20 protein-coding genes are annotated in these 20,145 nt (G+C 32.6%); 13 read left to right on the top strand and 7 right to left on the bottom strand.

The window, feature by feature from the left end:
• Positions 1–297 precede the first annotated feature (297 nt).
• The 3 genes from R6X41_RS14005 to R6X41_RS14015 all read left to right on the top strand — a co-directional run bounded on the left by R6X41_RS14005 (position 298) and on the right by R6X41_RS14015 (position 1,922).
• Positions 298–1,422 carry a TlpA disulfide reductase family protein gene (locus R6X41_RS14005; RefSeq protein WP_318500969.1) on the top strand — a complete coding sequence of 375 codons (1,125 nt, stop codon included), beginning with the start codon at positions 298–300 and terminating at the stop codon, positions 1,420–1,422.
• A gap of 79 nt (positions 1,423–1,501) precedes the next feature.
• Positions 1,502–1,735 (top strand): hypothetical protein, encoded by a 234-nt coding sequence (locus R6X41_RS14010; protein WP_318500970.1) that lies wholly within the window; start codon positions 1,502–1,504, stop codon positions 1,733–1,735.
• The gene (locus R6X41_RS14015) at positions 1,704–1,922 is read left to right on the top strand and encodes a hypothetical protein (protein WP_318500971.1); all 219 of its coding nucleotides are present in this window, start codon (positions 1,704–1,706) and stop codon (positions 1,920–1,922) included. Before R6X41_RS14010 ends, R6X41_RS14015 begins: the two co-directional genes overlap by 32 nt.
• Before the next feature lie 655 nt (positions 1,923–2,577).
• Here the strand turns inward: R6X41_RS14015 and R6X41_RS14020 are convergent.
• From R6X41_RS14020 to R6X41_RS14035, 4 genes are all read right to left on the bottom strand, one after another.
• Positions 2,578–4,347: a MutS-related protein gene (locus R6X41_RS14020; protein WP_318500972.1), complete on the bottom strand. Its 1,770-nt coding sequence runs from the start codon at positions 4,345–4,347 to the stop codon at positions 2,578–2,580.
• A 105-nt stretch (positions 4,348–4,452) separates the two neighbouring features.
• Positions 4,453–5,202: a succinate dehydrogenase/fumarate reductase iron-sulfur subunit gene (locus R6X41_RS14025; protein ID WP_318500973.1), complete on the bottom strand. Its 750-nt coding sequence runs from the start codon at positions 5,200–5,202 to the stop codon at positions 4,453–4,455.
• Between the two features lie 10 nt (positions 5,203–5,212).
• Complete coding sequence (locus tag R6X41_RS14030) at positions 5,213–7,225, bottom strand: fumarate reductase/succinate dehydrogenase flavoprotein subunit (RefSeq protein ID WP_318500974.1); 2,013 nt, start codon at positions 7,223–7,225, stop codon at positions 5,213–5,215.
• A gap of 12 nt (positions 7,226–7,237) precedes the next feature.
• A complete protein-coding gene (locus R6X41_RS14035; RefSeq protein ID WP_318500975.1) occupies positions 7,238–7,909 on the bottom strand; it encodes a succinate dehydrogenase cytochrome b subunit in 672 nt (223 codons plus the stop codon).
• 380 nt (positions 7,910–8,289) lie between these two features.
• On the opposite strand from R6X41_RS14035, the gene R6X41_RS14040 reads away from it, so the two are divergent.
• Both R6X41_RS14040 and R6X41_RS14045 read left to right on the top strand, forming a co-directional pair.
• Positions 8,290–9,582: an aminopeptidase P family protein gene (locus tag R6X41_RS14040; RefSeq protein WP_318500976.1), complete on the top strand. Its 1,293-nt coding sequence runs from the start codon at positions 8,290–8,292 to the stop codon at positions 9,580–9,582.
• Positions 9,583–9,688: 106 nt separating this feature from the next.
• On the top strand, positions 9,689–10,255 hold the full coding sequence (locus tag R6X41_RS14045; RefSeq protein WP_318500977.1) for a hypothetical protein: 567 nt from the start codon (positions 9,689–9,691) through the stop codon (positions 10,253–10,255).
• Positions 10,256–10,386: 131 nt separating this feature from the next.
• On the opposite strand, the gene R6X41_RS14050 is transcribed toward R6X41_RS14045, so the two are convergent.
• Together R6X41_RS14050 and R6X41_RS14055 are read right to left on the bottom strand one after the other, a co-directional pair.
• Positions 10,387–10,833 (bottom strand): GNAT family N-acetyltransferase, encoded by a 447-nt coding sequence (locus tag R6X41_RS14050; protein ID WP_318500978.1) that lies wholly within the window; start codon positions 10,831–10,833, stop codon positions 10,387–10,389.
• A 21-nt stretch (positions 10,834–10,854) separates the two neighbouring features.
• On the bottom strand, positions 10,855–12,177 hold the full coding sequence (locus tag R6X41_RS14055; RefSeq protein WP_318500979.1) for an aspartate kinase: 1,323 nt from the start codon (positions 12,175–12,177) through the stop codon (positions 10,855–10,857).
• A gap of 102 nt (positions 12,178–12,279) precedes the next feature.
• Between R6X41_RS14055 and R6X41_RS14060 the strand changes: the two genes are divergently transcribed.
• The 3 genes from R6X41_RS14060 to R6X41_RS14070 all read left to right on the top strand — a co-directional run bounded on the left by R6X41_RS14060 (position 12,280) and on the right by R6X41_RS14070 (position 14,109).
• Positions 12,280–12,936, top strand: coding sequence for a hypothetical protein (locus tag R6X41_RS14060; protein WP_318500980.1), 657 nt, complete (start codon positions 12,280–12,282; stop codon positions 12,934–12,936).
• Positions 12,937–13,002: 66 nt separating this feature from the next.
• A complete protein-coding gene (locus R6X41_RS14065) occupies positions 13,003–13,776 on the top strand; it encodes an alpha/beta fold hydrolase (RefSeq protein WP_318500981.1) in 774 nt (257 codons plus the stop codon).
• Positions 13,777–13,839: 63 nt separating this feature from the next.
• Positions 13,840–14,109, top strand: coding sequence for a DUF1660 family phage protein (locus R6X41_RS14070; RefSeq protein WP_318500982.1), 270 nt, complete (start codon positions 13,840–13,842; stop codon positions 14,107–14,109).
• A gap of 2 nt (positions 14,110–14,111) precedes the next feature.
• On the opposite strand, the gene thiL is transcribed toward R6X41_RS14070, so the two are convergent.
• Complete coding sequence (gene thiL / locus R6X41_RS14075; RefSeq protein WP_318500983.1) at positions 14,112–15,167, bottom strand: thiamine-phosphate kinase; 1,056 nt, start codon at positions 15,165–15,167, stop codon at positions 14,112–14,114.
• Between the two features lie 573 nt (positions 15,168–15,740).
• Between thiL and R6X41_RS14080 the strand changes: the two genes are divergently transcribed.
• The 5 genes from R6X41_RS14080 (at position 15,741) to sufD (ending at position 20,128) form a co-directional block, all read left to right on the top strand.
• A complete protein-coding gene (locus R6X41_RS14080) occupies positions 15,741–16,070 on the top strand; it encodes a HesB/IscA family protein (RefSeq protein ID WP_318500984.1) in 330 nt (109 codons plus the stop codon).
• A gap of 30 nt (positions 16,071–16,100) precedes the next feature.
• Entirely contained in the window at positions 16,101–17,549 is a 1,449-nt protein-coding gene (gene sufB, locus R6X41_RS14085) for a Fe-S cluster assembly protein SufB (protein ID WP_318500985.1), read from the top strand.
• A gap of 18 nt (positions 17,550–17,567) precedes the next feature.
• Positions 17,568–17,969, top strand: coding sequence for a hypothetical protein (locus R6X41_RS14090; protein ID WP_318500986.1), 402 nt, complete (start codon positions 17,568–17,570; stop codon positions 17,967–17,969).
• 11 nt (positions 17,970–17,980) lie between these two features.
• Positions 17,981–18,733 (top strand): Fe-S cluster assembly ATPase SufC, encoded by a 753-nt coding sequence (gene sufC / locus R6X41_RS14095; protein WP_318500987.1) that lies wholly within the window; start codon positions 17,981–17,983, stop codon positions 18,731–18,733.
• A gap of 81 nt (positions 18,734–18,814) precedes the next feature.
• The gene (gene sufD / locus R6X41_RS14100; protein WP_318500988.1) at positions 18,815–20,128 is read left to right on the top strand and encodes a Fe-S cluster assembly protein SufD; all 1,314 of its coding nucleotides are present in this window, start codon (positions 18,815–18,817) and stop codon (positions 20,126–20,128) included.
• Positions 20,129–20,145 lie beyond the last annotated feature (17 nt).

The following is a 20,145-nucleotide window of genomic DNA, read 5'->3' on the forward strand; positions in this document are numbered from 1 at the left end:
TTACAATCAAGGTCGGTTTTAAATCGATCAGAAAACTCTAGAAGATTTTGACCTGTAAATATGTTCATGTTTTAATGTGTTTCTTAGGTTTAAAGATAAGTATTTATATACTGACCTCTAAAAATGAATATAGATGGTCCAAACTGGTTTGAAAAATTAGAAGGACTTGAGATTAAACCCCAAAACGGATAACTGAAAAATAAGGCTATTTGTTTTACAAAAATGATATGTAAAATTATAAATATCAAAATATTAGGTTGTGATTCTACCTAGTCCACAAAAGAAAAATAAAAAAATATGATAAAAAAGTATGTATTATTGAGTTTAGTTTTTATATCTGTATTGGCTACTGGTAAATGTCTAGGTCAAGAGAAAAATAATTACACATTAAATGGCGTTTTAAAAGCTAAAGAAGGAGATTCTATTGCTTTAGCTAATGGATTTATATTAGGTGACTTTTATCAATACGAGTTTGGAAAGGAAATGACTAGTATTATAAATAATAATTTTACTATGGAAGGGGATCTTGCATATCCACACCCCTTTTATTTTGCTACTAACACCCGGGATTTTTCCGGATTGTTTTTTTTAGAAAATAAGGTTCAATCAGTTCAATTAGACTCTTTGGACATGAATATCACTCCTGAGATAATAAACTCAAGTACTAATGAAGAATATCTTAAGACATATTTACCATTAGAAGAAAAACTAAATAACGAATATCTTGCTTTAAAAGCGAACTGGAATATTTCATTATCAGATTCTTTAAAAAATATTTCAAGTTTAAGGATGCGTAGTATATGGAATGAAAAAGATGAAATTTTAATAAACTATATAAAAAGCAATCCCAATTCTTATGTTGGCATGTGGTTGTTAGCAAGAAACTTTACAATATTTGGTTATAAGGACATGTATCATTCAGCCTTCGAAAACCTTTCTGATGAGTTGAAAGCAACATATACTGGAACTCAAATAAAATCAAAAATGGAGATTTCTAGTATTTCATCTGTTAATGGAATACTTCCAAAAGCGACTTTAATTGATTTTGATGATAAGGAACATGCCATTTCATTTGACACATTTAATTCGGAATACATTTTAGTCGATTTTTGGGGAAGTTATTGCGGACCATGTATTAGAGATTTTCCGAAAATCTTAAAAATTTATAATAACACTAAACGCGAAAAATTTGATGTTATAGCAATTTCAATAGATACAGATGAAGGCATTGAAGATTGGAAAGATTTGATAGTGAAGCATGACCTTCCATGGCATCAATATCTTGATAAAGAGCTTGTTTTTTCCGAAAAGCTGATGATAAATTCTGTTCCCTCAAATTACCTACTTGATTCTAAAGGAAAAATTTTAATGAAAAATTTTTCAGTTGAAGAATTAGAAGAGTTTTTGGAAATGGATAATTAAAATTTAGCCCTTTAGTATTCAACTCCAAAAAGCACATCTAAAAAACTAAAACGGACCAATAAATTTGTAACTTTAAGTTATGGATACAAATCTTCAAAATAAGAAAATTGAATTAATTCAATGGCTTTCCACTTTGGAAGATCAATCTATGATTGACAAATTAATGAAGTTGAGAAAAAAAGAAAAAACCGATTGGTGGAATACCATCTCTAAAGAAGAACAAAACTCTATAGAAAAAGGAATTGAAGATGCCGAAAAAGGCAAACTAACTTCTCATTCAAATGTCAAAAAACACTATGAGAAGTGGCTATAAAATTCTTTGGACTGATCATGCTATTTCCGAGCTAAAATATACAATTGATTATTTGGAAGTTAATTGGACCGAAAAAGAATTAAAAAAGTTAGCTGCTAAACTAGACCATACTACTATAGAGATTATCTCGAAAAATCCAGAAATATTTCCTTCTTCCTTTGAAAAAAAGGAATACGAAAAGCCGTAATCGAAAAACACAATTCATTATACTATAGAATAAGAGAAAACTCAATCGAGATTATCTCACTATTCTCAAACCGAAAAAATCCAAAGAGTAAAAAGATTTAGTATTATTGAAGCAAGAGTCTTTAATTTATTTCGTTGAGATAGTTGTATTACCACTTTAAACAAATTCAGTTTGAAGACTTATTGTTAAAGTTCCTTTAATCGTAAAAACAGTATTTAATACTTTAATCTCTTTTCTTAAACTTTGGTTGTATGTCATCCTGAACTCGTTACAGGATCTCATTATTAGGACTTTCAAACTACGTATTTAGCTACCTGTGTGAAACTGAACTGAATTCAGTTTGACGACGTCTTAATGAAGAGTATTTAAGAACGTTAGAAAAAAATCGAGCACTTGAACCCCTCTCCTTACTCTTTGGTTGAACGTCATCCTGAACTCGTTTCAGGATCTCATTATTAGGACTTTTAAACTGTGTATTTAGCTACTTGTGTGACACTGTAAATAAATTCAGTTTGACGGCGTGTTTTAATTAATAATATACTATTTAATAAAGCCCATGAATTCATGAATAACTAAAATTGAAAACTAATTTTTAAACTAACCTAAAAACAGTCTTGATTCTTGATTCTAATAGCAAAGCGATCTAGATTCTCCCCTAAATTATTTCCATCTTTTTAAGTAAAAAACTAGCATTCATATTCTGGCAAATTCCATCTTTAAATGTATAGTCAAAATGGAGTTCGTCATTAATAATTTCAGCATCGAAATAATAGTTTTTCACTTCTGATAATTCTTCTGAAATTTCACATAAACTCAAGTCGTGAGTTGCAATAATTCCAGTTGCATTCGAGGCTACTAATTTCTCGACAAACTTACGCGAACCAATCGCTTTATCTGTACTATTAGTTCCTTTTAAAATTTCATCTAGAACAATAAAATAACGATCGGTTTGAATCGCATCTACAATGTATTTTAAACGCGTTAATTCTGAAAAGAAGTACGAACTATCGTCGGTTAACGAATCACTTGTGCGCATACTTGTAATTAACTTTATCGGATTATAAAAACTGGTTTCGGCACATACTGGAAGTCCAACATTCGCCATGACGATATGAAGCGAAACCGTTCTAAGAAACGTACTTTTCCCTGCCATATTTGCGCCCGTAATAATAAAGAATTCTTCATTTTTAATATTGAAATTATTATCGACACGCTTAGCCATTTTTAACAACGGATGACCTAAATTTTTAGCCAAAATAACATCCTCGTTTTTATTAATTTCAGGGAATATAAATTCAGGATTATTGAAGGTATAATTTCCTAAAGAATTGTAAGCATCGAAAAATGAAATCACATCGAACCAATCTGTGGTTTTGTGCGAATATTTTTTAATCCATTGCTCGATAGCATACGCATTTTTAATATCTAACAGAAAAAAACCATTTCCGAAAATAGCCGAGATTAAATTATTTCTATTATCTAAACGGTCTAATAATCGTGATAATTCAGAAAATATTTCTGAAGCTTTCTCGTGGTCTTGGGTAATCATATTTTGTTTTTCAATCAATAATTCAGATTGAAATGTTTCTTGTTCTATTTTATCTAATAAGGCCGAATATTGTTTAAACGTTTCTTTTAATTTTTCGGTTTGTGAAGCTATTATATTAATCGATTTTAAATAAAATCCAGTAGTCACTAAACCTATTAGCAACCAAATTCCTAACAAATTTGCAGACACCATATTTACATACACAAAGGCAAAAATCACAAGAGTGACTACTGTAAAAATCCAAGGTAATACTTTTAAAAAAGATTTAAATTTTGGCTGATAATTAAACAACCAAGCATTAATACTTTTAGCTGGGGTTTCTACCTCAATTAAACTCGCGATGGCACTATAATTTTGTCTCCAAATCGCCTTATCAGACAGCTCTTTTATCGCTTGTTGACGTGACTTTATATGATTAATATCATTTGCTTTAAGTGCCTCAGAAAGCTTATGAGCGCCTTCTTTTATGTAGGTTCTATTTATATTCTGAAAAAAGGAACCTCTCCCGAATAAATCGATATCTAAACAATATTCGTGCAACGGATCTTGAAATTCTGAACCATCTGCACGATCGAAGAAACCTTCATTTTTAATTTTTATTTCATCTTCATTAATAGCAACAATTGCTTTTTCTAAATTCCGTTGTTGCTTAATGTTGGTATACTTCAACAATAAAAACAGAAATAAAGCAATTCCCACAACTGCAATAGCAACAGCAATCTGCCAATTCGAGAACGTTAAATACATACCGTAGGCTGCTCCCAAAAACACCAATAAACGTAAAACACTTAGAAGGCGCATTTGTTTATTTAAGGCCGTAGCTTTTACCTGATGTCGTTCAGATTGTTCTTTATAAAAAGTAATAGGAGATTTCATCTTATGCATGTAATAAATTAAAAACGAATAAAACTAAACAAAAAATCCCAAGCTGTGTGCTTGGGATTCTTAATATTATACTAATTTAAAACGTTTTAATTAACCTTATAATGTCGCTTTTAAATATTCACGATTCATACGTGCAATATTCTCTAAAGAAATCCCTTTAGGACATTCTACTTCACAAGCTCCTGTATTTGTACAGTTTCCGAAACCTTCAATATCCATTTGAGCTACCATATTCCTAACACGATCTGCAGCTTCAACTTGACCTTGAGGCAATAATGCATATTGAGATACTTTTGCACCTACAAATAACATTGCAGACGAGTTTTTACAACTTGCAACACAAGCCCCACAACCAATGCACATTGCAGCATCCATAGCTTCATCTGCGGCGTGTTTTGAAATTGGAATTGAGTTTGCATCTTGTGTATTTCCAGACGTGTTTACAGAAATATAACCTCCTGCTTGCTGAATACGCTCGAAAGCCATTCTATCTACAATTAAATCTTTAATAACAGGAAAAGCTGCGGCTCTCCATGGCTCGATAGTAATGGTATCGCCATCTTTAAACATTCTCATGTGTAATTGGCATGTTGTGATTCCACGGTCTGGACCATGAGCTTCACCATTAATATATAGCGAACACATACCACAAATTCCTTCACGACAATCATGATCGAAAGCTACTGGCTCTTCACCAGAGTTTACTAATTGTTCGTTTAAAACATCCATCATTTCAAGAAAAGACATATGTTCTGAAATATCAGTTACTTTATAATCGACCATTTGACCCTTTGTACTTGAGTCTTTTTGTCTCCAAATTTTAAGCGTTAGATTCATATTATCCATAATGTCAATCTTATTTGTATGAACGCTGTTTCAGTTCAATATCTTTAAATTCTAATTCTTCTTTATGTAAAACCGCATCTGCAGGTTCTCCTTTGTATTCCCAAGCTGATACAAACGCGAAGTTAACATCGTCACGTTTTGCTTCACCTTTTTGCTCGCCGTCTAATTCTACAGATTCTTCTCTAAAGTGTCCTCCACAAGATTCTGCTCTTACTAAAGCATCTTTTGCGAACAATTCTCCTAATTCTAAGAAATCTGCAACACGTCCTGCTTTTTCTAATTCAGGGTTCATTTCGTTAGCAGTTCCAGGAACCATAACTTCTTTCCAAAACTCTTCACGAATGGCTTTAATTTCGGCCATAGCTTCTGTTAAACCTTGTGCATTTCGAGACATTCCTACTTTATCCCACATTACTTTTCCAAGTTTCTTGTGGAAATAATCTACAGATTTTGTTCCCTTGTTATTCACAAAGAAATCGATACGATCTGTTACTTCTTTTTCAACAGCATCAAATTCTGGAGTATTAGTTGGAATTTTTCCTGTTCTAATATCATGAGATAAATAATCCCCAATAGTATAAGGCAATACGAAATAACCATCGGCTAAACCTTGCATTAAAGCCGAAGCTCCAAGTCTGTTTGCTCCGTGATCTGAGAAGTTTGCTTCACCAATACAGTAAAGACCTTCAACCGTAGTCATTAAGTTATAATCAACCCAAACACCACCCATTGTGTAGTGCGTTGCTGGGTAAATCATCATTGGTGTTTTGTATGGATTCTCATCAACGATTTTCTCATACATTTGAAATAGGTTACCGTATTTTTCTTCTACAATAGCTTGTCCTAATTCGTATATTTTTTCCGGAGATGCATTAGAAATATTATGAATTTTTGTTTGCTCTATTCCATAACGGTTAATTGCAAAAGCAAAATCTAAATATACAGCTTCTCCTGTAGCATTAACACCAAAACCAGCATCACAACGTTCTTTTGCAGCTCTCGAAGCAACATCACGAGGTACTAAGTTACCAAACGCTGGATAACGTCTTTCTAAGTAATAATCTCTATCTGCTTCTGCAATATCAATAGGTTTTAATTTCCCTTGTTGAATCGCTTTTGCATCTTCTAATTTAGCAGGTACCCAAATACGACCATCGTTACGTAAAGACTCAGACATCAATGTTAATTTAGACTGATAATCTCCCGAACGCGGAATACATGTTGGGTGAATTTGTGTATAACAAGGATTCGCGAAATACGCTCCTTTTTTATGAATTTTCCAAGCTGCAGTAACGTTAGATCCCATTGCATTTGTAGAAAGGAAATATACATTTCCGTATCCACCTGTTGCGATTACAACAGCATGCGCAGAGTGACGTTCAATTTCACCAGTAATTAAGTTACGAGCGATAATACCCCTAGCTTTTCCACCAACTTTTACAACGTCTAACATTTCGTGACGATTAAACATTTCAATCTTTCCACGTGCAATCTGACGGTTCATTGCAGAATATGCTCCTAACAATAATTGTTGTCCTGTTTGTCCTTTAGCATAAAATGTTCTAGATACTAATACACCTCCAAACGAACGGTTATCTAATAATCCACCGTAATCACGTGCAAAAGGAACTCCTTGAGCCACACATTGGTCGATAATATTACCAGAAACCTCAGCTAAACGGTGAACGTTTGCTTCGCGAGAACGATAATCTCCACCTTTTACAGTATCGTAAAAAAGACGGTAATTAGAATCACCATCTCCCATGTAATTTTTTGCTGCATTAATTCCACCTTGCGCTGCAATTGAATGCGCTCTACGAGGAGAATCTTGGTAAGCAAATGCTTTTACATTATATCCTAATTCGGCTAACGTTGCTGCTGCCGAACCTCCTGCTAAACCTGTACCCACAACAATAATATCGATATTACGTTTGTTAGCAGGGTTTACAAGATTTATATGATTTTTATAGTCTGTCCATTTATCTTTAATTGGACCTACTGGTACTTTTGAATCTAAAGCCATATTAGATATTTTTTAGTGATTAAAGTGATGAAACAATGCAATAAAAATGAATCCTAGTGGAATGATGATTGCATACGCTTTTCCAAATCCCTTTAATCCTTTTGTATATTTATTATTTGCTCCTACAGATTGAAATGCAGAACTAAATCCATGTAATAAGTGAAGTGCTAAAAACACAAAACCCACACAGTAAAGAGCTACTCGCCAAAGCGGAACAAATTTTTCTTGTAGTTCATGAAAGTATCTAAACTCCCCATTGTGCAAACCGGACATGTCACCAACTATATACTTTGTATTTATCTCTGGAATCCAGAAATCGATAAAATGTATAACCAAGAATGCAAGGATAAACCCTCCACTCCAAATCATGTTTCTACTCATCCAAGTAGAATTAGCAGCACCATTGTTTTTGGCATACTTAATACCGTTTGCTTTGTTGTTTCTGATTTCTAATACAAACCCCATTACAAAGTGAAAAATAACACCAATAATTAAAATAGGTTGAATTACATATTGAATTACCCAAAATGTCCCCATAAAGTGAGATACTTCGTTAAAGGTATCTGGACTAATGACAGATAATAGGTTAATTACAAAATGTTGTAGTACAAAAATCATTAGGAAGAGTGCCGAAAGTGCCATGGCAAATTTTCTTCCAATCGACGAATTTAGAATTCCGCTCATTATTTTTTAATGTTAGTTTTATCCTAACAAATTTAAACTAGAATAGTGTTATAGGCAAAATCTGAAGCACTTTAATTTAAATTTAGAACCATTTTAAAGAACTTACATAAAACCCTTATTGATAGCTTATTATGATTTTATTTTATTCAATTCAAACGTTGAACCAAAAAGAAATATTTTTCACCTTTAACGCAAAGTCTAAATTTACCCTATAAAACACCAATTCGAATAAATACGTAGATAATATATTAGTACAAATACTTAGATGCTAAATTAAAAGACATGTAATAATCTTTAACATCAATTTAAGGTTTCAATTTACACCAAGACCTGTTATATATGTAATTTTGAAAAAACATCTCATTTAAACTTCAATTGAAATGAAATACCATCACATAAATTCAGATTTATTTACACAAAATAGAGCACATTTTACTGCTAAAATGAAACCCAGCAGTTTAGCTGTTTTCAACTCAAACGACGTCTACCCTATAGGAGCAGATAGCGCTTTACCTTTTCAGCAAGATCGAAATATTTTTTACTTAAGTGGCGTAGACCAAGAAAGCAGTCTTTTAGTTTTGTTTCCAGATTGCCCAAATCCGAAACATCGTGAAATTCTATTTTTAACAGAAACCAACGAACATATTGCAATTTGGGAAGGTGCCAAACTAGACAAAGAAGCAGCGTTTAAAACTTCGGGAATTAAAACAGTGTATTGGTTACAAGATTTCGAACGTGTTTTTAAAGAAATCATGACGCAATGCGAAACGGTATATATAAATACTAATGAACATTACAGAGCAAATGTAGAAACTGAAACTCGCGAAGACAGATTCAATAAATGGTTAAGAGAAAAATATCCAGCACATAGCGTTGCCAAAAGCAATTCGATTCTGCAGCGTTTACGTTCTATAAAAAATCCAATTGAAATTGATTTAATTCAAGAAGCTTGTAATATTACAGAAAAAGGATTCCGTCGCATTTTAAATTTTGTGAAACCAGGTGTTATGGAATACAATATTGAAGCGGAATTTATGCACGAATTTTTAAATAACCGTTCTAAAGGATTTGCATACACACCAATTGTAGCTTCCGGAAATAGCGCAAATGTGTTACATTATATTGAAAATAATTTAGAATGTAAAGCAGGCGATTTAATTCTACTTGATGTTGGAGCAGAATATGCAAATTACTCTTCGGACATGACACGTACTATTCCTGTTTCAGGAACATTTACTGACAGACAAAAAGCTGTTTATAAGGCTGTAAATCGCGTTAAAGACGAAGCTACAAAAATGCTTACTCCTGGAAATATCTGGGGAGAATACCATAAAGAAGTTGGAAAAATTATGACTTCGGAATTACTCGGACTTGGTTTATTAGACAAAGCCGATGTACAAAACGAAGACCCTGAATGGCCAGCATATAAAAAATATTTTATGCACGGTACATCTCACAATATGGGATTAGACACTCACGATTACGGAATTCTTACAGAACCAATGAAAGCCAATATGGTTTTTACTGTTGAACCAGGGATATATATTCCAGATGAAAAATTTGGAATTCGTTTAGAAGACGATGTTGTTATTCAAGAAAACGGAGATCCTTTTAATTTAATGAGAAACATTCCTATTGATGCTGATGAAATAGAATCACTTATGAATTCTTAATAAAAAAACACATCAAAACATTTAAAGCAGAACTTAATTATAAGTTCTGCTTTTTTTTATGATATTTGGTCGGCTGTAAATCAATTAATACGAAATCATTACCGTTATGAAAAACCTCCTTATCGCTTTATCTTTTTTCTTTATTTCTCTATACGGGTATTCACAAGCTCCATCAGTAGAAAAGTCTATTTTTAATGTTCAACTGGGGGTTCCCGGCATTTTTGCAAGCAACGAAGCCAGATTATCTAACAGCATCGCATTACGCAGTGAAATTGGCTTAGAAGGCGGTATTTTTTCGAGTTACTATAATGACTTCGGTTTTCTTATGACCCCCGTAATTACTTTAGAACCGCGCTGGTATTACAACTTAAAAAAACGTAATACAAAACAGAAACGCATAGATCACAATAGCGGAAATTACGTGAGTCTAAATACAAGTTACCGTCCGGATTGGTTTGTAATTTCAAACGAAGATAACCTCTCTGTTTTAAGTAGTATATCTGTAATTCCTACATGGGGAATTCGCAGAAATATCGGCAAAAATTTTAATTACGAAACCGGAATTGGACTTGGAGTTATTCACTATTTACCAGACTCAAACGACTACTATTACGGCAACGATACAGAAGCCGCTATTAATCTTCATTTAAGAATTGGTTATACTTTTAAATAATAAAAATTCACAAAAAAAACGACACTTTTAAAAGTGTCGTTTTTTTAAACTATAATTAATCTAATCACTATTTTTTGTCAATATTATTTTTAAAGTTTATGGTGTTTCAAACGGTTACAAATATTTCATTTTTAGCTTTTATTCCACTCGTAATAATTAGAGTCGTTATTCAATTCAAAACCTGTTTTAGGATATAATTTATTTCCTATTAAATTTGATTTCGATGTCTCTAAAAACATTCCGCAAGCATTAGTTTCTCGAACTAGATTTTTAGCTTTTTCAATTAAACTTATAGACACACCTTTTCCTCTAAAATCTGGGTTTACAAACAAATCATTTAATAACCATAATTTCTCCATTCTAGTCGAAGAAAACAAAGGATACAGTTGAACAAAACCAACTAAATTACCATCTCCATTCTCAGCAACAAAAATCTCGGAGTCGCTATTATTCAACCTTTCATATATAAATTCTTCAGCAGCTTCAAAAGCTGACTTTTTTCCATAAAAAACGCGATAAGAATTAAATAATTCAGCGACAGGTTTCATGTCTTTTTCAACAGCTTTTCTATACCTCATTTTCTAATTTAATTTACTTATTTATACCACTACAGTTTCAAAAACATAACGGTGTAATTTCTGAAGCGTTTCTAATTTATCACTTGTATTTATTAACAATGAAATGTTATTATTACTTCCTCCATAAGAGATCATTCTGATATTTATATCTTGTAAAATTTGAAACAATTTATGCGTATCTGGATGATGCACTATATTGTTTCCTACCAAACATACAATGGTTCTATGTTTATCAACTTCTACTTTAGAAAACTCTTCTAATTCAGATACGATATCTTGCAAAAACGTAGCATCGTCTATAGTTAAAGACACTGCAATTTCCGATGTTGTAATCATATCTATTGAAGTATGATATTTTTCAAAAATTTCGAATACTTTTTTCAAGAAACCAGACGCTTGAAGCATACGTGCAGATTTAATTTTTATAGCTGTAATACCATCAATAGCAGCAATAGCTTTTATACCTTCACCTTCCGCAGAATCATCAATTAATGTTCCATGAGCGGCTGGCTCCATCGTATTTTTAATACGTACAGGAATTTTTAAATCACGTACAGGCATAACTGTTTGCGGATGTAAAATTTTTGCTCCAAAGTAAGCTAATTCAGCAGCTTCGTCAAATGATAAATGCGAGATCGCATCGGTGTCTTGCACAAACCTTGGATCGTTATTATGAAACCCATCAATATCTGTCCAAATCTGCACCTCTTCAGCCTTTACTGCTGCACCAATTATACTTGCTGTAAAATCGCTTCCACCACGTTCCAAATTCGAAATCTGACCATCTGCATCTAAACAAATAAATCCTTGTGTGATAAAAATTTCAGTATCTAGATTTTCATTTAAAATACGTCCTAAATTTTGCTTAATATAAAATGAATCTGGCTCTTGTAATCTATCTGTACGCATAAAATCGAAAGCCGAAATTAATGTCGCTTTTATACCGTCTTGTTGTAAAAATCGACTAAACATGAAAGTAGATAATAATTCTCCTTTAGACACGATTATTTTATAAAGCAACTTGTTTGTTGGCTGAGTGGTTAAACCTCTTAATTCTCCAAAAACAGAGTCTATATACTGTAAAGATTCGTCGATAAATTCTTGTTTCGAAAACAAATCGTTTACCACGACAACATAATTATTATATAAGGTTTCAACAAGACTTAAAGCCTCTTGAGAATTCCCTTCAATAATTGTTTTAGAAATTTCAACTAGAGCATTTGTAGTCCCAGACATTGCCGATAACACCACAACTTTTCTACCACCTTCCGACACGATACTTTTAACATTGGTCATGTTTTTTACCGACCCAACAGAAGTTCCACCAAATTTTAATACAAGCATAATTTATAGTTTTAAAGGCTCAAATGTAATCAGAGTTAAATGAATTAAAATAAAAATGAAAAATTTGTTCTAAATTTGTACAAATTGTTAAATAATTAACAAATGAGAACTATAGCCTCTTGTGTAGAAGAAATTTTATTAGCACAACCTTTTTTAGAAGAAGCCATTTCTAGAAACATTGTAAACTATTCGGCTTTAGCCAACGAATTAGTAGACCCTATAACAGAAATGCTTAGAAAACCCGTAAAATCTGGCGCTATTATGATGGCTTTACGCCGTTACACTCCACCAAAAGATTTAGGAAATTCGGTGCGATTAAAAAGGGTTTTAAATAATTTAGGAGATATAACGGTACGCTCGAATTTATCGAACTACACCTTTAAAAATTCTACTACTCTTTTTGAAAGCCATGCCAAAGTGATTCGTAAAATAGGAGATAAATCGAATATATTTTATGCGTTTACACGCGGGATTCATGAAAGTAACATTGTGATTTCTAGTTCTGAACAAGACCATATAGAAAGTCTTTTTATAAATGAAAACCAAATTGGGCTACAAAATAATTTATCTGCAATAAGCATAAATTTACCAGCAGATAACACTAAAATTGCAGGTTTATACTATCAGATTTTTAAGCGCTTGGCCTGGGAAGGTATCACGCTTTACGAAGTGGTTTCAACCACAAACGAATTTACCGTGTTGGTAGAAGAAGGTTATGTAAACAAAGCTTTTTCTGCCATAAAACGCTTACATAGTTAAAAACTTAAAGTTTAAAATTATTCATTTTAAAATGAAGCGATTATTTTTACACCATAATTCTTAATTATGATTTTACAACACAAAGGCTCTCCTATATATTTTAGCGATCAAGGAAAAGGCACTGCTATAATTTTACTTCACGGATTTTTAGAGAACAGTAGCATGTGGAAACGCATGGCTCCAGAACTCGCAAAAAAAAATCGTGTAATTTGTATCGACTTGTTGGGACATGGAGATACCGCTTGTATTGGCTACATCCACACGATGGATATGATGGCCGATGCTGTGCAAACGGTTTTAAACCATTTAAAAATTAGACGCTATTATATAGTCGGACATTCCATGGGAGGCTACGTCGCTTTGGTTTTAGCCGAACGTTTACCAGATAACATTAAAGGATTAGTATTAATGAATTCTACAGCAAAAACAGATTCTCCAGAACGTATCGATTTACGCAATAGAGCCATAGCGGTTGTAAAACAAAATTACGAAGCCATGGTAAAAATGTCTATCGCGAATTTATTTAAAACAGACAACACCAAAAAATTCGCTACAGATGTTGCCTGGCTAAAAGAAGAAGCCCTCCGTACCCCGCTTCAAGGTTATATCGCTGCCCAAGAAGGCATGAAAGTGCGACAAGATTTAGAAGTATTATTTCACTTTTCACCTTATAAAAAAATGATTATCTACGGTAAGAACGACCCTGTTTTAGACCCCAAATCACTCATTCAACAAACATTAAACACAGAAGTTAAATTAGTCGAATTTCCCGATGGACACATGAGTTATATAGAAAACGAAAGTGAAACATTATACGAATTAATGCATTTCATCGAATAAATAAGCGCTTTGACGAATTGTTAATAAATTTTTCATAAGTTTAAACACTTAATACTCAAACTAATGAAAAATTCGATTCAAAAAACAAGTACATTACCAAGATTGTACTGTAATATTTTTGGTCATAAATACGAAGTTACCAAACAAGTTACATATCATGTTAAAGAATACAAATGCAAACATTGCAAACGGGAATTAACAACAAATAGTAACGGGAATTTAATAGAGCTTACACCTAAGTTTAAAGATATAAACGCGATTTTAGAACGTATTCACAGCTCAAAAATTGCACGTCTAAAAGACAAAACATTTTCTGAGCCGTCATACTTATAATTTTATTTTTCGTCTGAACTTAAAGCATTCCAACCTTGCGCTTTTAACGGAATCTTAGTTTCTGCACGGGTTACCAAATGCATTCCTGCACTTTCTTCAGTCATAAATCCTATTATAGTTAAATTAGGATTAGCTTTAATTTTAGGGAAATCTTCTTGAGACACAGTGAATAGCAATTCATAATCTTCGCCACCACTTAATGCAACCGTGGTTCCATCTATATCGAATTCTTCACATGTGCTAATAAATTGAGGATCTAAAGGAATCTTATTTTCATATAAATCACAACCTACTTTACTTTGCGTACATAAATGAATGATTTCTGAAGACAATCCGTCGCTAATATCAATCATAGACGTTGGTTTAACCTCTAATTCTTTCAATAATTTTACGATATCTTGTCGCGCTTCAGGTTTTAACTGACGCTCAATAATATATGTATATGGCTCTAAATCTGGCTGATTATTAGGATTCACCTTAAACACTTCTTTCTCTCTTTCAAGAACCTGAAGCCCCATATAAGCACCTCCAATATCACCTGTAACCACTAACAGATCATTAGGTTTTGCACCATTTCTATATACAACATCGTCTTTAGAAACAGTACCCAAAGCAGTAATAGAAATTAATAGTCCAGTTGTAGACGATGTGGTATCTCCACCAATAACATCTACACCGTAAAGCTTAGCCGCTGTTTCTATTCCAGCATATAATTCTTCCAACGCTTCTAACGGAAAACGATTAGACATCGCTATAGAAACGGTAATTTGAGTAGCATCTGCATTCATTGCAAATACATCAGACAGATTTACAACAACTGCTTTATATCCTAAATGTTTTAACGGCATATAACTTAAATCAAAATGCACGCCTTCTACCAATAAATCTGTAGTAACAACGACTTGTTTGTCTTTAAAATCTAAAACTGCCGCATCGTCTCCAATACCTTTTATAGTTGATTCTTGTTTAATCTCAAAATGCTTAGTCAGATGATCGATAAGTCCGAATTCACCTAATTCACTTAATTCTGTACGTTGTTGATTTTTATCCTCTATCATACTGCAAAAATAAGAAGCTTATTTCTAATTATAACTAAACGCAGCTGGGATTTTAAAATTAACAATTAGATGCAACAGAAGAAGCACAAACTATTAACAGTTTTTAATCTATTAAGTGTGAATTAAATTATAAAATTAAAAAAACTATGATATTAATCATGTTTGCCAACAACAACGAACCTTTAGCAATGATATTAAGTTAAATAATGGCCAAATTATAAGTTAATTCTTTTAACATTATCGTTAAGAACTGCAAGTTTAACCGAAACACATAACGGGTTTAAAAATCAAATTGAAATAGCATTCATTAAATAAAAAACAATAAAATAGACACATATAACTAACTGTTTTACAGATTACTGAATAAAACAAATATTTAAAAAAACACTATTGATAAAAAAATAAAAAGACTTAATTAATGGCACGAAAAGAATCCTTAAACTCACAATTCAGGTTTACAAAAACTATAATTAAAAACAATCTCACTATTAGTTAATATAATGTAAGGTTGCATGGTAAAACCCTACTTAAATTGTATATTTGTAGTCTCTTTAGAATTAATCTATTTAATTTATGATAAAAGTATCTGAAACAGCCAAAAAGAAAGTCATTGAACTAATGACTGATGATGGGTATAACGCAACTACCGACTATGTTCGCGTAGGTGTAAAAAGTGGTGGTTGTTCTGGATTGTCATACGATTTAAAATTTGACAAAGAACAACAAGAGGAAGATAAAATCTTCGAAGACAATGGTGTAAAAATTATTGTTGACAAAAAAAGCTTTTTGTATTTAATTGGAACTACACTGGAATACTCAGGTGGTTTAAATGGTGCAGGCTTTGTGTTTAACAATCCTAACGCAAACAGAACATGCGGTTGTGGAGAAAGTTTTTCACTATAATTAATTTATTTAAAGAATTGAAAAGACAATATGAGTAAGTATACAGAGGATGACTTAAGGGAAGAATTAAAAACCAAAGAATACGAATATGGTTTTTACACAGATATTGAATCTGACACTTTTCCTATAGGTTTAAATGAAGATATTGTACGTGCTATTTCTCTAAAAAAAGAAGAACCGCAATGGATGACCGATTGGCGCATTGAAGCTTTTCGTGCATGGGAAGAAATGACTGAGCCAGAATGGGCTAACGTACGTTATACTAAGCCAGATTTTCAAGCAATAGCTTATTATTCTGCACCAAAATCGGTAGACCCTAATAAAACATTAGACGATGTAGATCCAGATTTACTAGCCATGTATAAAAAGCTAGGAATTTCTGTAGACGAACAGAAAAAGATGAACAACGTAGCAATGGATATTGTTGTAGATTCTGTTTCTGTAGCGACAACGTTCAAAAAAACATTGGCAGAGAAAGGGGTTATTTTCATGCCTATTTCCGAAGCTATAAAAGAACATCCAGAACTGGTTAAAAAATATTTAGGGACAATTGTACCACAAAAAGACAACTATTACGCAGCTCTAAATTCTGCAGTATTTAGTGATGGATCTTTCTGTTACATTCCAAAAGGCGTTCGTTGTCCTATGGAATTGTCTACCTATTTTAGAATTAACCAAGGAGGAACTGGACAGTTTGAACGTACCCTTCTAATTGCAGACGAAGGCAGTTATGTAAGTTACCTAGAAGGTTGTACAGCACCAAGTCGAGATGAAAATCAATTACACGCAGCTGTTGTAGAACTTATCGCTTTAGACGATGCTGAAATTAAATATTCTACAGTACAAAACTGGTATCCAGGAAATGCTGAAGGTAAAGGTGGTGTATACAATTTTGTAACCAAACGTGGTTTATGCGAGAAAAACGCAAAAATCTCATGGACACAGGTTGAGACAGGTTCTGCAGTTACATGGAAATACCCAAGTTGTATTTTAAAAGGTGACGGCTCTATTGGCGAGTTTTACTCGATAGCAGTTACTAATAATTACCAACAAGCAGATACGGGTACGAAAATGATTCATTTAGGAAAGAATACTAAATCTACCATTATTAGTAAAGGTATTTCTGCTGGTAAATCTCAAAATTCATACAGAGGATTGGTTCAAATTAGCCCAAGAGCAGAAAATGCCAGAAACTTCTCGCAATGCGATAGTTTACTAATGGGTGACGAATGTGGTGCTCATACATTTCCTTACATCGAAGTAAAAAATAAATCTGCACAAATTGAACACGAAGCAACAACAAGTAAAATTGGTGAAGACCAGATTTTCTATTGTAACCAACGTGGAATCAATACTGAAAAAGCAATTGCTTTAATTGTAAACGGATTTAGTAAAGATGTATTAAACAAATTACCAATGGAATTTGCTGTAGAGGCTCAAAAATTATTGGAAATTAGTTTAGAAGGTTCTGTAGGATAATCATTCAAAATACATAAAATGAAAAGAGTACTTGTATTGTTACTTTGTGTTTCAGCATTTGTAAGTTGTAAAAACGACACAAAATCAACTTCAGAAACGACTTCACTAGAACAAAATGAAGAATTTAAAGTTTTAAAAGGAGAATTTGTGTTTTTCGATAATGCGGCTGTTTTACAAACTACAAATGAAGTTTACGGTGTTATTCAAAATGATAAAATGCACGAATTAGACAATAAAGCTAAAGCGTACAAAAAAGAAAACACAGACATGGTTCATGTAGAAATTAAAGGAATCATTAAACCAAAACCTGAAGGCACAGAAGGCTGGCCGTTTATAATTGAAATAATAGAAATTATAAATGTTAGTCAACCGCTAGTACAAGACGATCAAGAAATAAAATTAAACGACATCAACAACTAAGATAAAGAGTAATGTTAAAGATTAATAATTTACACGCAAGCGTAGAAGATAAAGCGATATTAAAAGGAATTAACTTAGTGGTTAATCCTGGTGAAGTTCATGCTATTATGGGACCAAACGGTTCTGGAAAAAGTACATTAGCTTCAGTTATCGCAGGAAAAGAAGAATATGAAGTAACCGATGGTGATATTTTCTTTGACGAAGAGAAAATTGAAGAATTATCGGCTGAAGAACGCGCACATAAAGGCATCTTTTTATCGTTTCAATACCCTGTTGAAATCCCTGGTGTTTCTGTAACAAATTTTATAAAAACAGCAATTAACGAAACGCGAAAAGCAAAAGGTTTAGAAGATATGCCTGCTAAAGAGATGTTGAAGTTAATTCGTGAAAAATCTGAATTATTAGAAATCGATAGAAAATTTTTATCACGTTCTCTTAATCAAGGTTTTTCTGGTGGAGAAAAAAAACGTAACGAAATTTTTCAAATGGCTATGCTAGAACCTAAATTAGCTATTTTGGACGAAACGGATTCTGGTTTGGATATCGATGCTTTACGTATTGTTGCCAATGGTGTAAATAAATTAAAAAGCAAAGACAATGCCGTTATTTTAATTACACACTACCAACGTTTGTTAGACTATATCGTTCCAGATTTTGTACATGTGTTATATAACGGTCGTATTGTAAAATCGGGTGGAAAAGAATTAGCACACGAATTAGAAGAAAAAGGTTACGACTGGATTAAAGAAGAAGTGAACGCTTAAATTTAGTTTATAGTTATTAGTTTTTGGTTTACAGAATGTTGTACGACCAACTATTAACAAACAACTAACAACAAAAGACAAATGAATTTAAAAGAAAAATTAGTGTCTTCGTTTATGGCATTCGAAAATAAAATCGATGTAGATACACCTGTACATGCTATACGTAACGAGGCTTTAAAAATATTTGAAACAGACGGATTTCCTTCAAGAAAGGATGAAGACTGGAAATACACCTCACTAAACAGTGTTTTAAAACAAGATTACAGCGTATTCCCTAAGCAAGAAAATGCTGTAGAATTTAGTGATATTAAATCTTATTTGATACACGAAATAGATGCGTACAAAATCATTTTTATCGATGGAAAATATTCTTCGCATTTATCTCAAACTACTCACGATGGGATAGATGTTTGTTTAATGTCATCGGCTTTAAACAAACCTAAATATCGTTTGGTTATAGAAAACTACTTTAACAAAGTGGCAGAAAAAAGCAGTTTAGCTTCTTTAAACACTGCCTTTAGTAACGAGGGTGCTTATATTCACATTCCTAAAAATAAATTGGTTCAAAAGCCAATTCAAATTATACACTTTTCTACAGGTTCTGAAGAAGCAGTAATGCTTCAACCTAGGAACTTAATTGTTGTAGACGAGAATAGCCACGTACAAATTATCGAGCGTCATCAAAGTTTAACAGATAACCCGGTCTTAACCAATTCGGTAACCGAAATATTTGCTAACAAACGTGCTATTGTAGATTATTACAAACTACAAAACGATAATGAAAATGCCACGCTAATAGACAACACGTTTGTAAATCAGAAACAAGAAAGTCATGTTTCTGTACACACCTTCTCTTTTGGAGGGAAACTGGTTAGAAACAACCTACATTTCTATCAAAATGGAGAACGTATCGACTCGACTCTTAATGGTATTACGATTATTGGTAAAAAACAGCATGTAGACCACAACACATTGGTTCACCATATTGAACCAAATTGCGAAAGTCACCAAGATTATAAAGGTATTTTTAACGATAGTAGTACAGGTGTTTTTAACGGAAAAGTTGTAGTCGATAAAAAAGCACAAAAAACAAATGCCTTCCAGTCTAACAATAATATTTTATTAAGCGACAAGGCAACCATTAACAGTAAGCCACAATTAGAAATTTTTGCAGATGATGTAAAATGTTCTCACGGATGTACTATTGGTCAGCTAGACGAAAATGCAATGTTTTATTTGAGAACTCGTGGTATTCCTGAGAAAGAAGCAAAAGCATTACTAATGTATGCCTTTAGTAATAACGTCTTAGATACTGTTAAAATCCCTGAACTTAAAACACGTATTACTAAAATTATAGCAGAAAAACTAGGTGTGAATCTAGAATTTGATCTTTAAAATTAGAAGCTAATTCC

This window comes from Formosa sejongensis (assembly GCF_033447105.1).
Taxonomy (GTDB): domain Bacteria; phylum Bacteroidota; class Bacteroidia; order Flavobacteriales; family Flavobacteriaceae; genus Formosa.

Coding starts and splice junctions, on each gene's coding strand:
- R6X41_RS14005 (WP_318500969.1), top strand. CDS start 298: ATGATAAAAAAGTATGTATTATTGAGTTTAGTTTTTATATCTGTATTG.
- R6X41_RS14010 (WP_318500970.1), top strand. CDS start 1,502: ATGGATACAAATCTTCAAAATAAGAAAATTGAATTAATTCAATGGCTT.
- R6X41_RS14015 (WP_318500971.1), top strand. CDS start 1,704: ATGTCAAAAAACACTATGAGAAGTGGCTATAAAATTCTTTGGACTGAT.
- R6X41_RS14020 (WP_318500972.1), bottom strand. CDS start 4,347: ATGAAATCTCCTATTACTTTTTATAAAGAACAATCTGAACGACATCAG.
- R6X41_RS14025 (WP_318500973.1), bottom strand. CDS start 5,202: ATGGATAATATGAATCTAACGCTTAAAATTTGGAGACAAAAAGACTCA.
- R6X41_RS14030 (WP_318500974.1), bottom strand. CDS start 7,225: ATGGCTTTAGATTCAAAAGTACCAGTAGGTCCAATTAAAGATAAATGG.
- R6X41_RS14035 (WP_318500975.1), bottom strand. CDS start 7,909: ATGAGCGGAATTCTAAATTCGTCGATTGGAAGAAAATTTGCCATGGCA.
- R6X41_RS14040 (WP_318500976.1), top strand. CDS start 8,290: ATGAAATACCATCACATAAATTCAGATTTATTTACACAAAATAGAGCA.
- R6X41_RS14045 (WP_318500977.1), top strand. CDS start 9,689: ATGAAAAACCTCCTTATCGCTTTATCTTTTTTCTTTATTTCTCTATAC.
- R6X41_RS14050 (WP_318500978.1), bottom strand. CDS start 10,833: ATGAGGTATAGAAAAGCTGTTGAAAAAGACATGAAACCTGTCGCTGAA.
- R6X41_RS14055 (WP_318500979.1), bottom strand. CDS start 12,177: ATGCTTGTATTAAAATTTGGTGGAACTTCTGTTGGGTCGGTAAAAAAC.
- R6X41_RS14060 (WP_318500980.1), top strand. CDS start 12,280: ATGAGAACTATAGCCTCTTGTGTAGAAGAAATTTTATTAGCACAACCT.
- R6X41_RS14065 (WP_318500981.1), top strand. CDS start 13,003: ATGATTTTACAACACAAAGGCTCTCCTATATATTTTAGCGATCAAGGA.
- R6X41_RS14070 (WP_318500982.1), top strand. CDS start 13,840: ATGAAAAATTCGATTCAAAAAACAAGTACATTACCAAGATTGTACTGT.
- thiL (WP_318500983.1), bottom strand. CDS start 15,167: ATGATAGAGGATAAAAATCAACAACGTACAGAATTAAGTGAATTAGGT.
- R6X41_RS14080 (WP_318500984.1), top strand. CDS start 15,741: ATGATAAAAGTATCTGAAACAGCCAAAAAGAAAGTCATTGAACTAATG.
- sufB (WP_318500985.1), top strand. CDS start 16,101: ATGAGTAAGTATACAGAGGATGACTTAAGGGAAGAATTAAAAACCAAA.
- R6X41_RS14090 (WP_318500986.1), top strand. CDS start 17,568: ATGAAAAGAGTACTTGTATTGTTACTTTGTGTTTCAGCATTTGTAAGT.
- sufC (WP_318500987.1), top strand. CDS start 17,981: ATGTTAAAGATTAATAATTTACACGCAAGCGTAGAAGATAAAGCGATA.
- sufD (WP_318500988.1), top strand. CDS start 18,815: ATGAATTTAAAAGAAAAATTAGTGTCTTCGTTTATGGCATTCGAAAAT.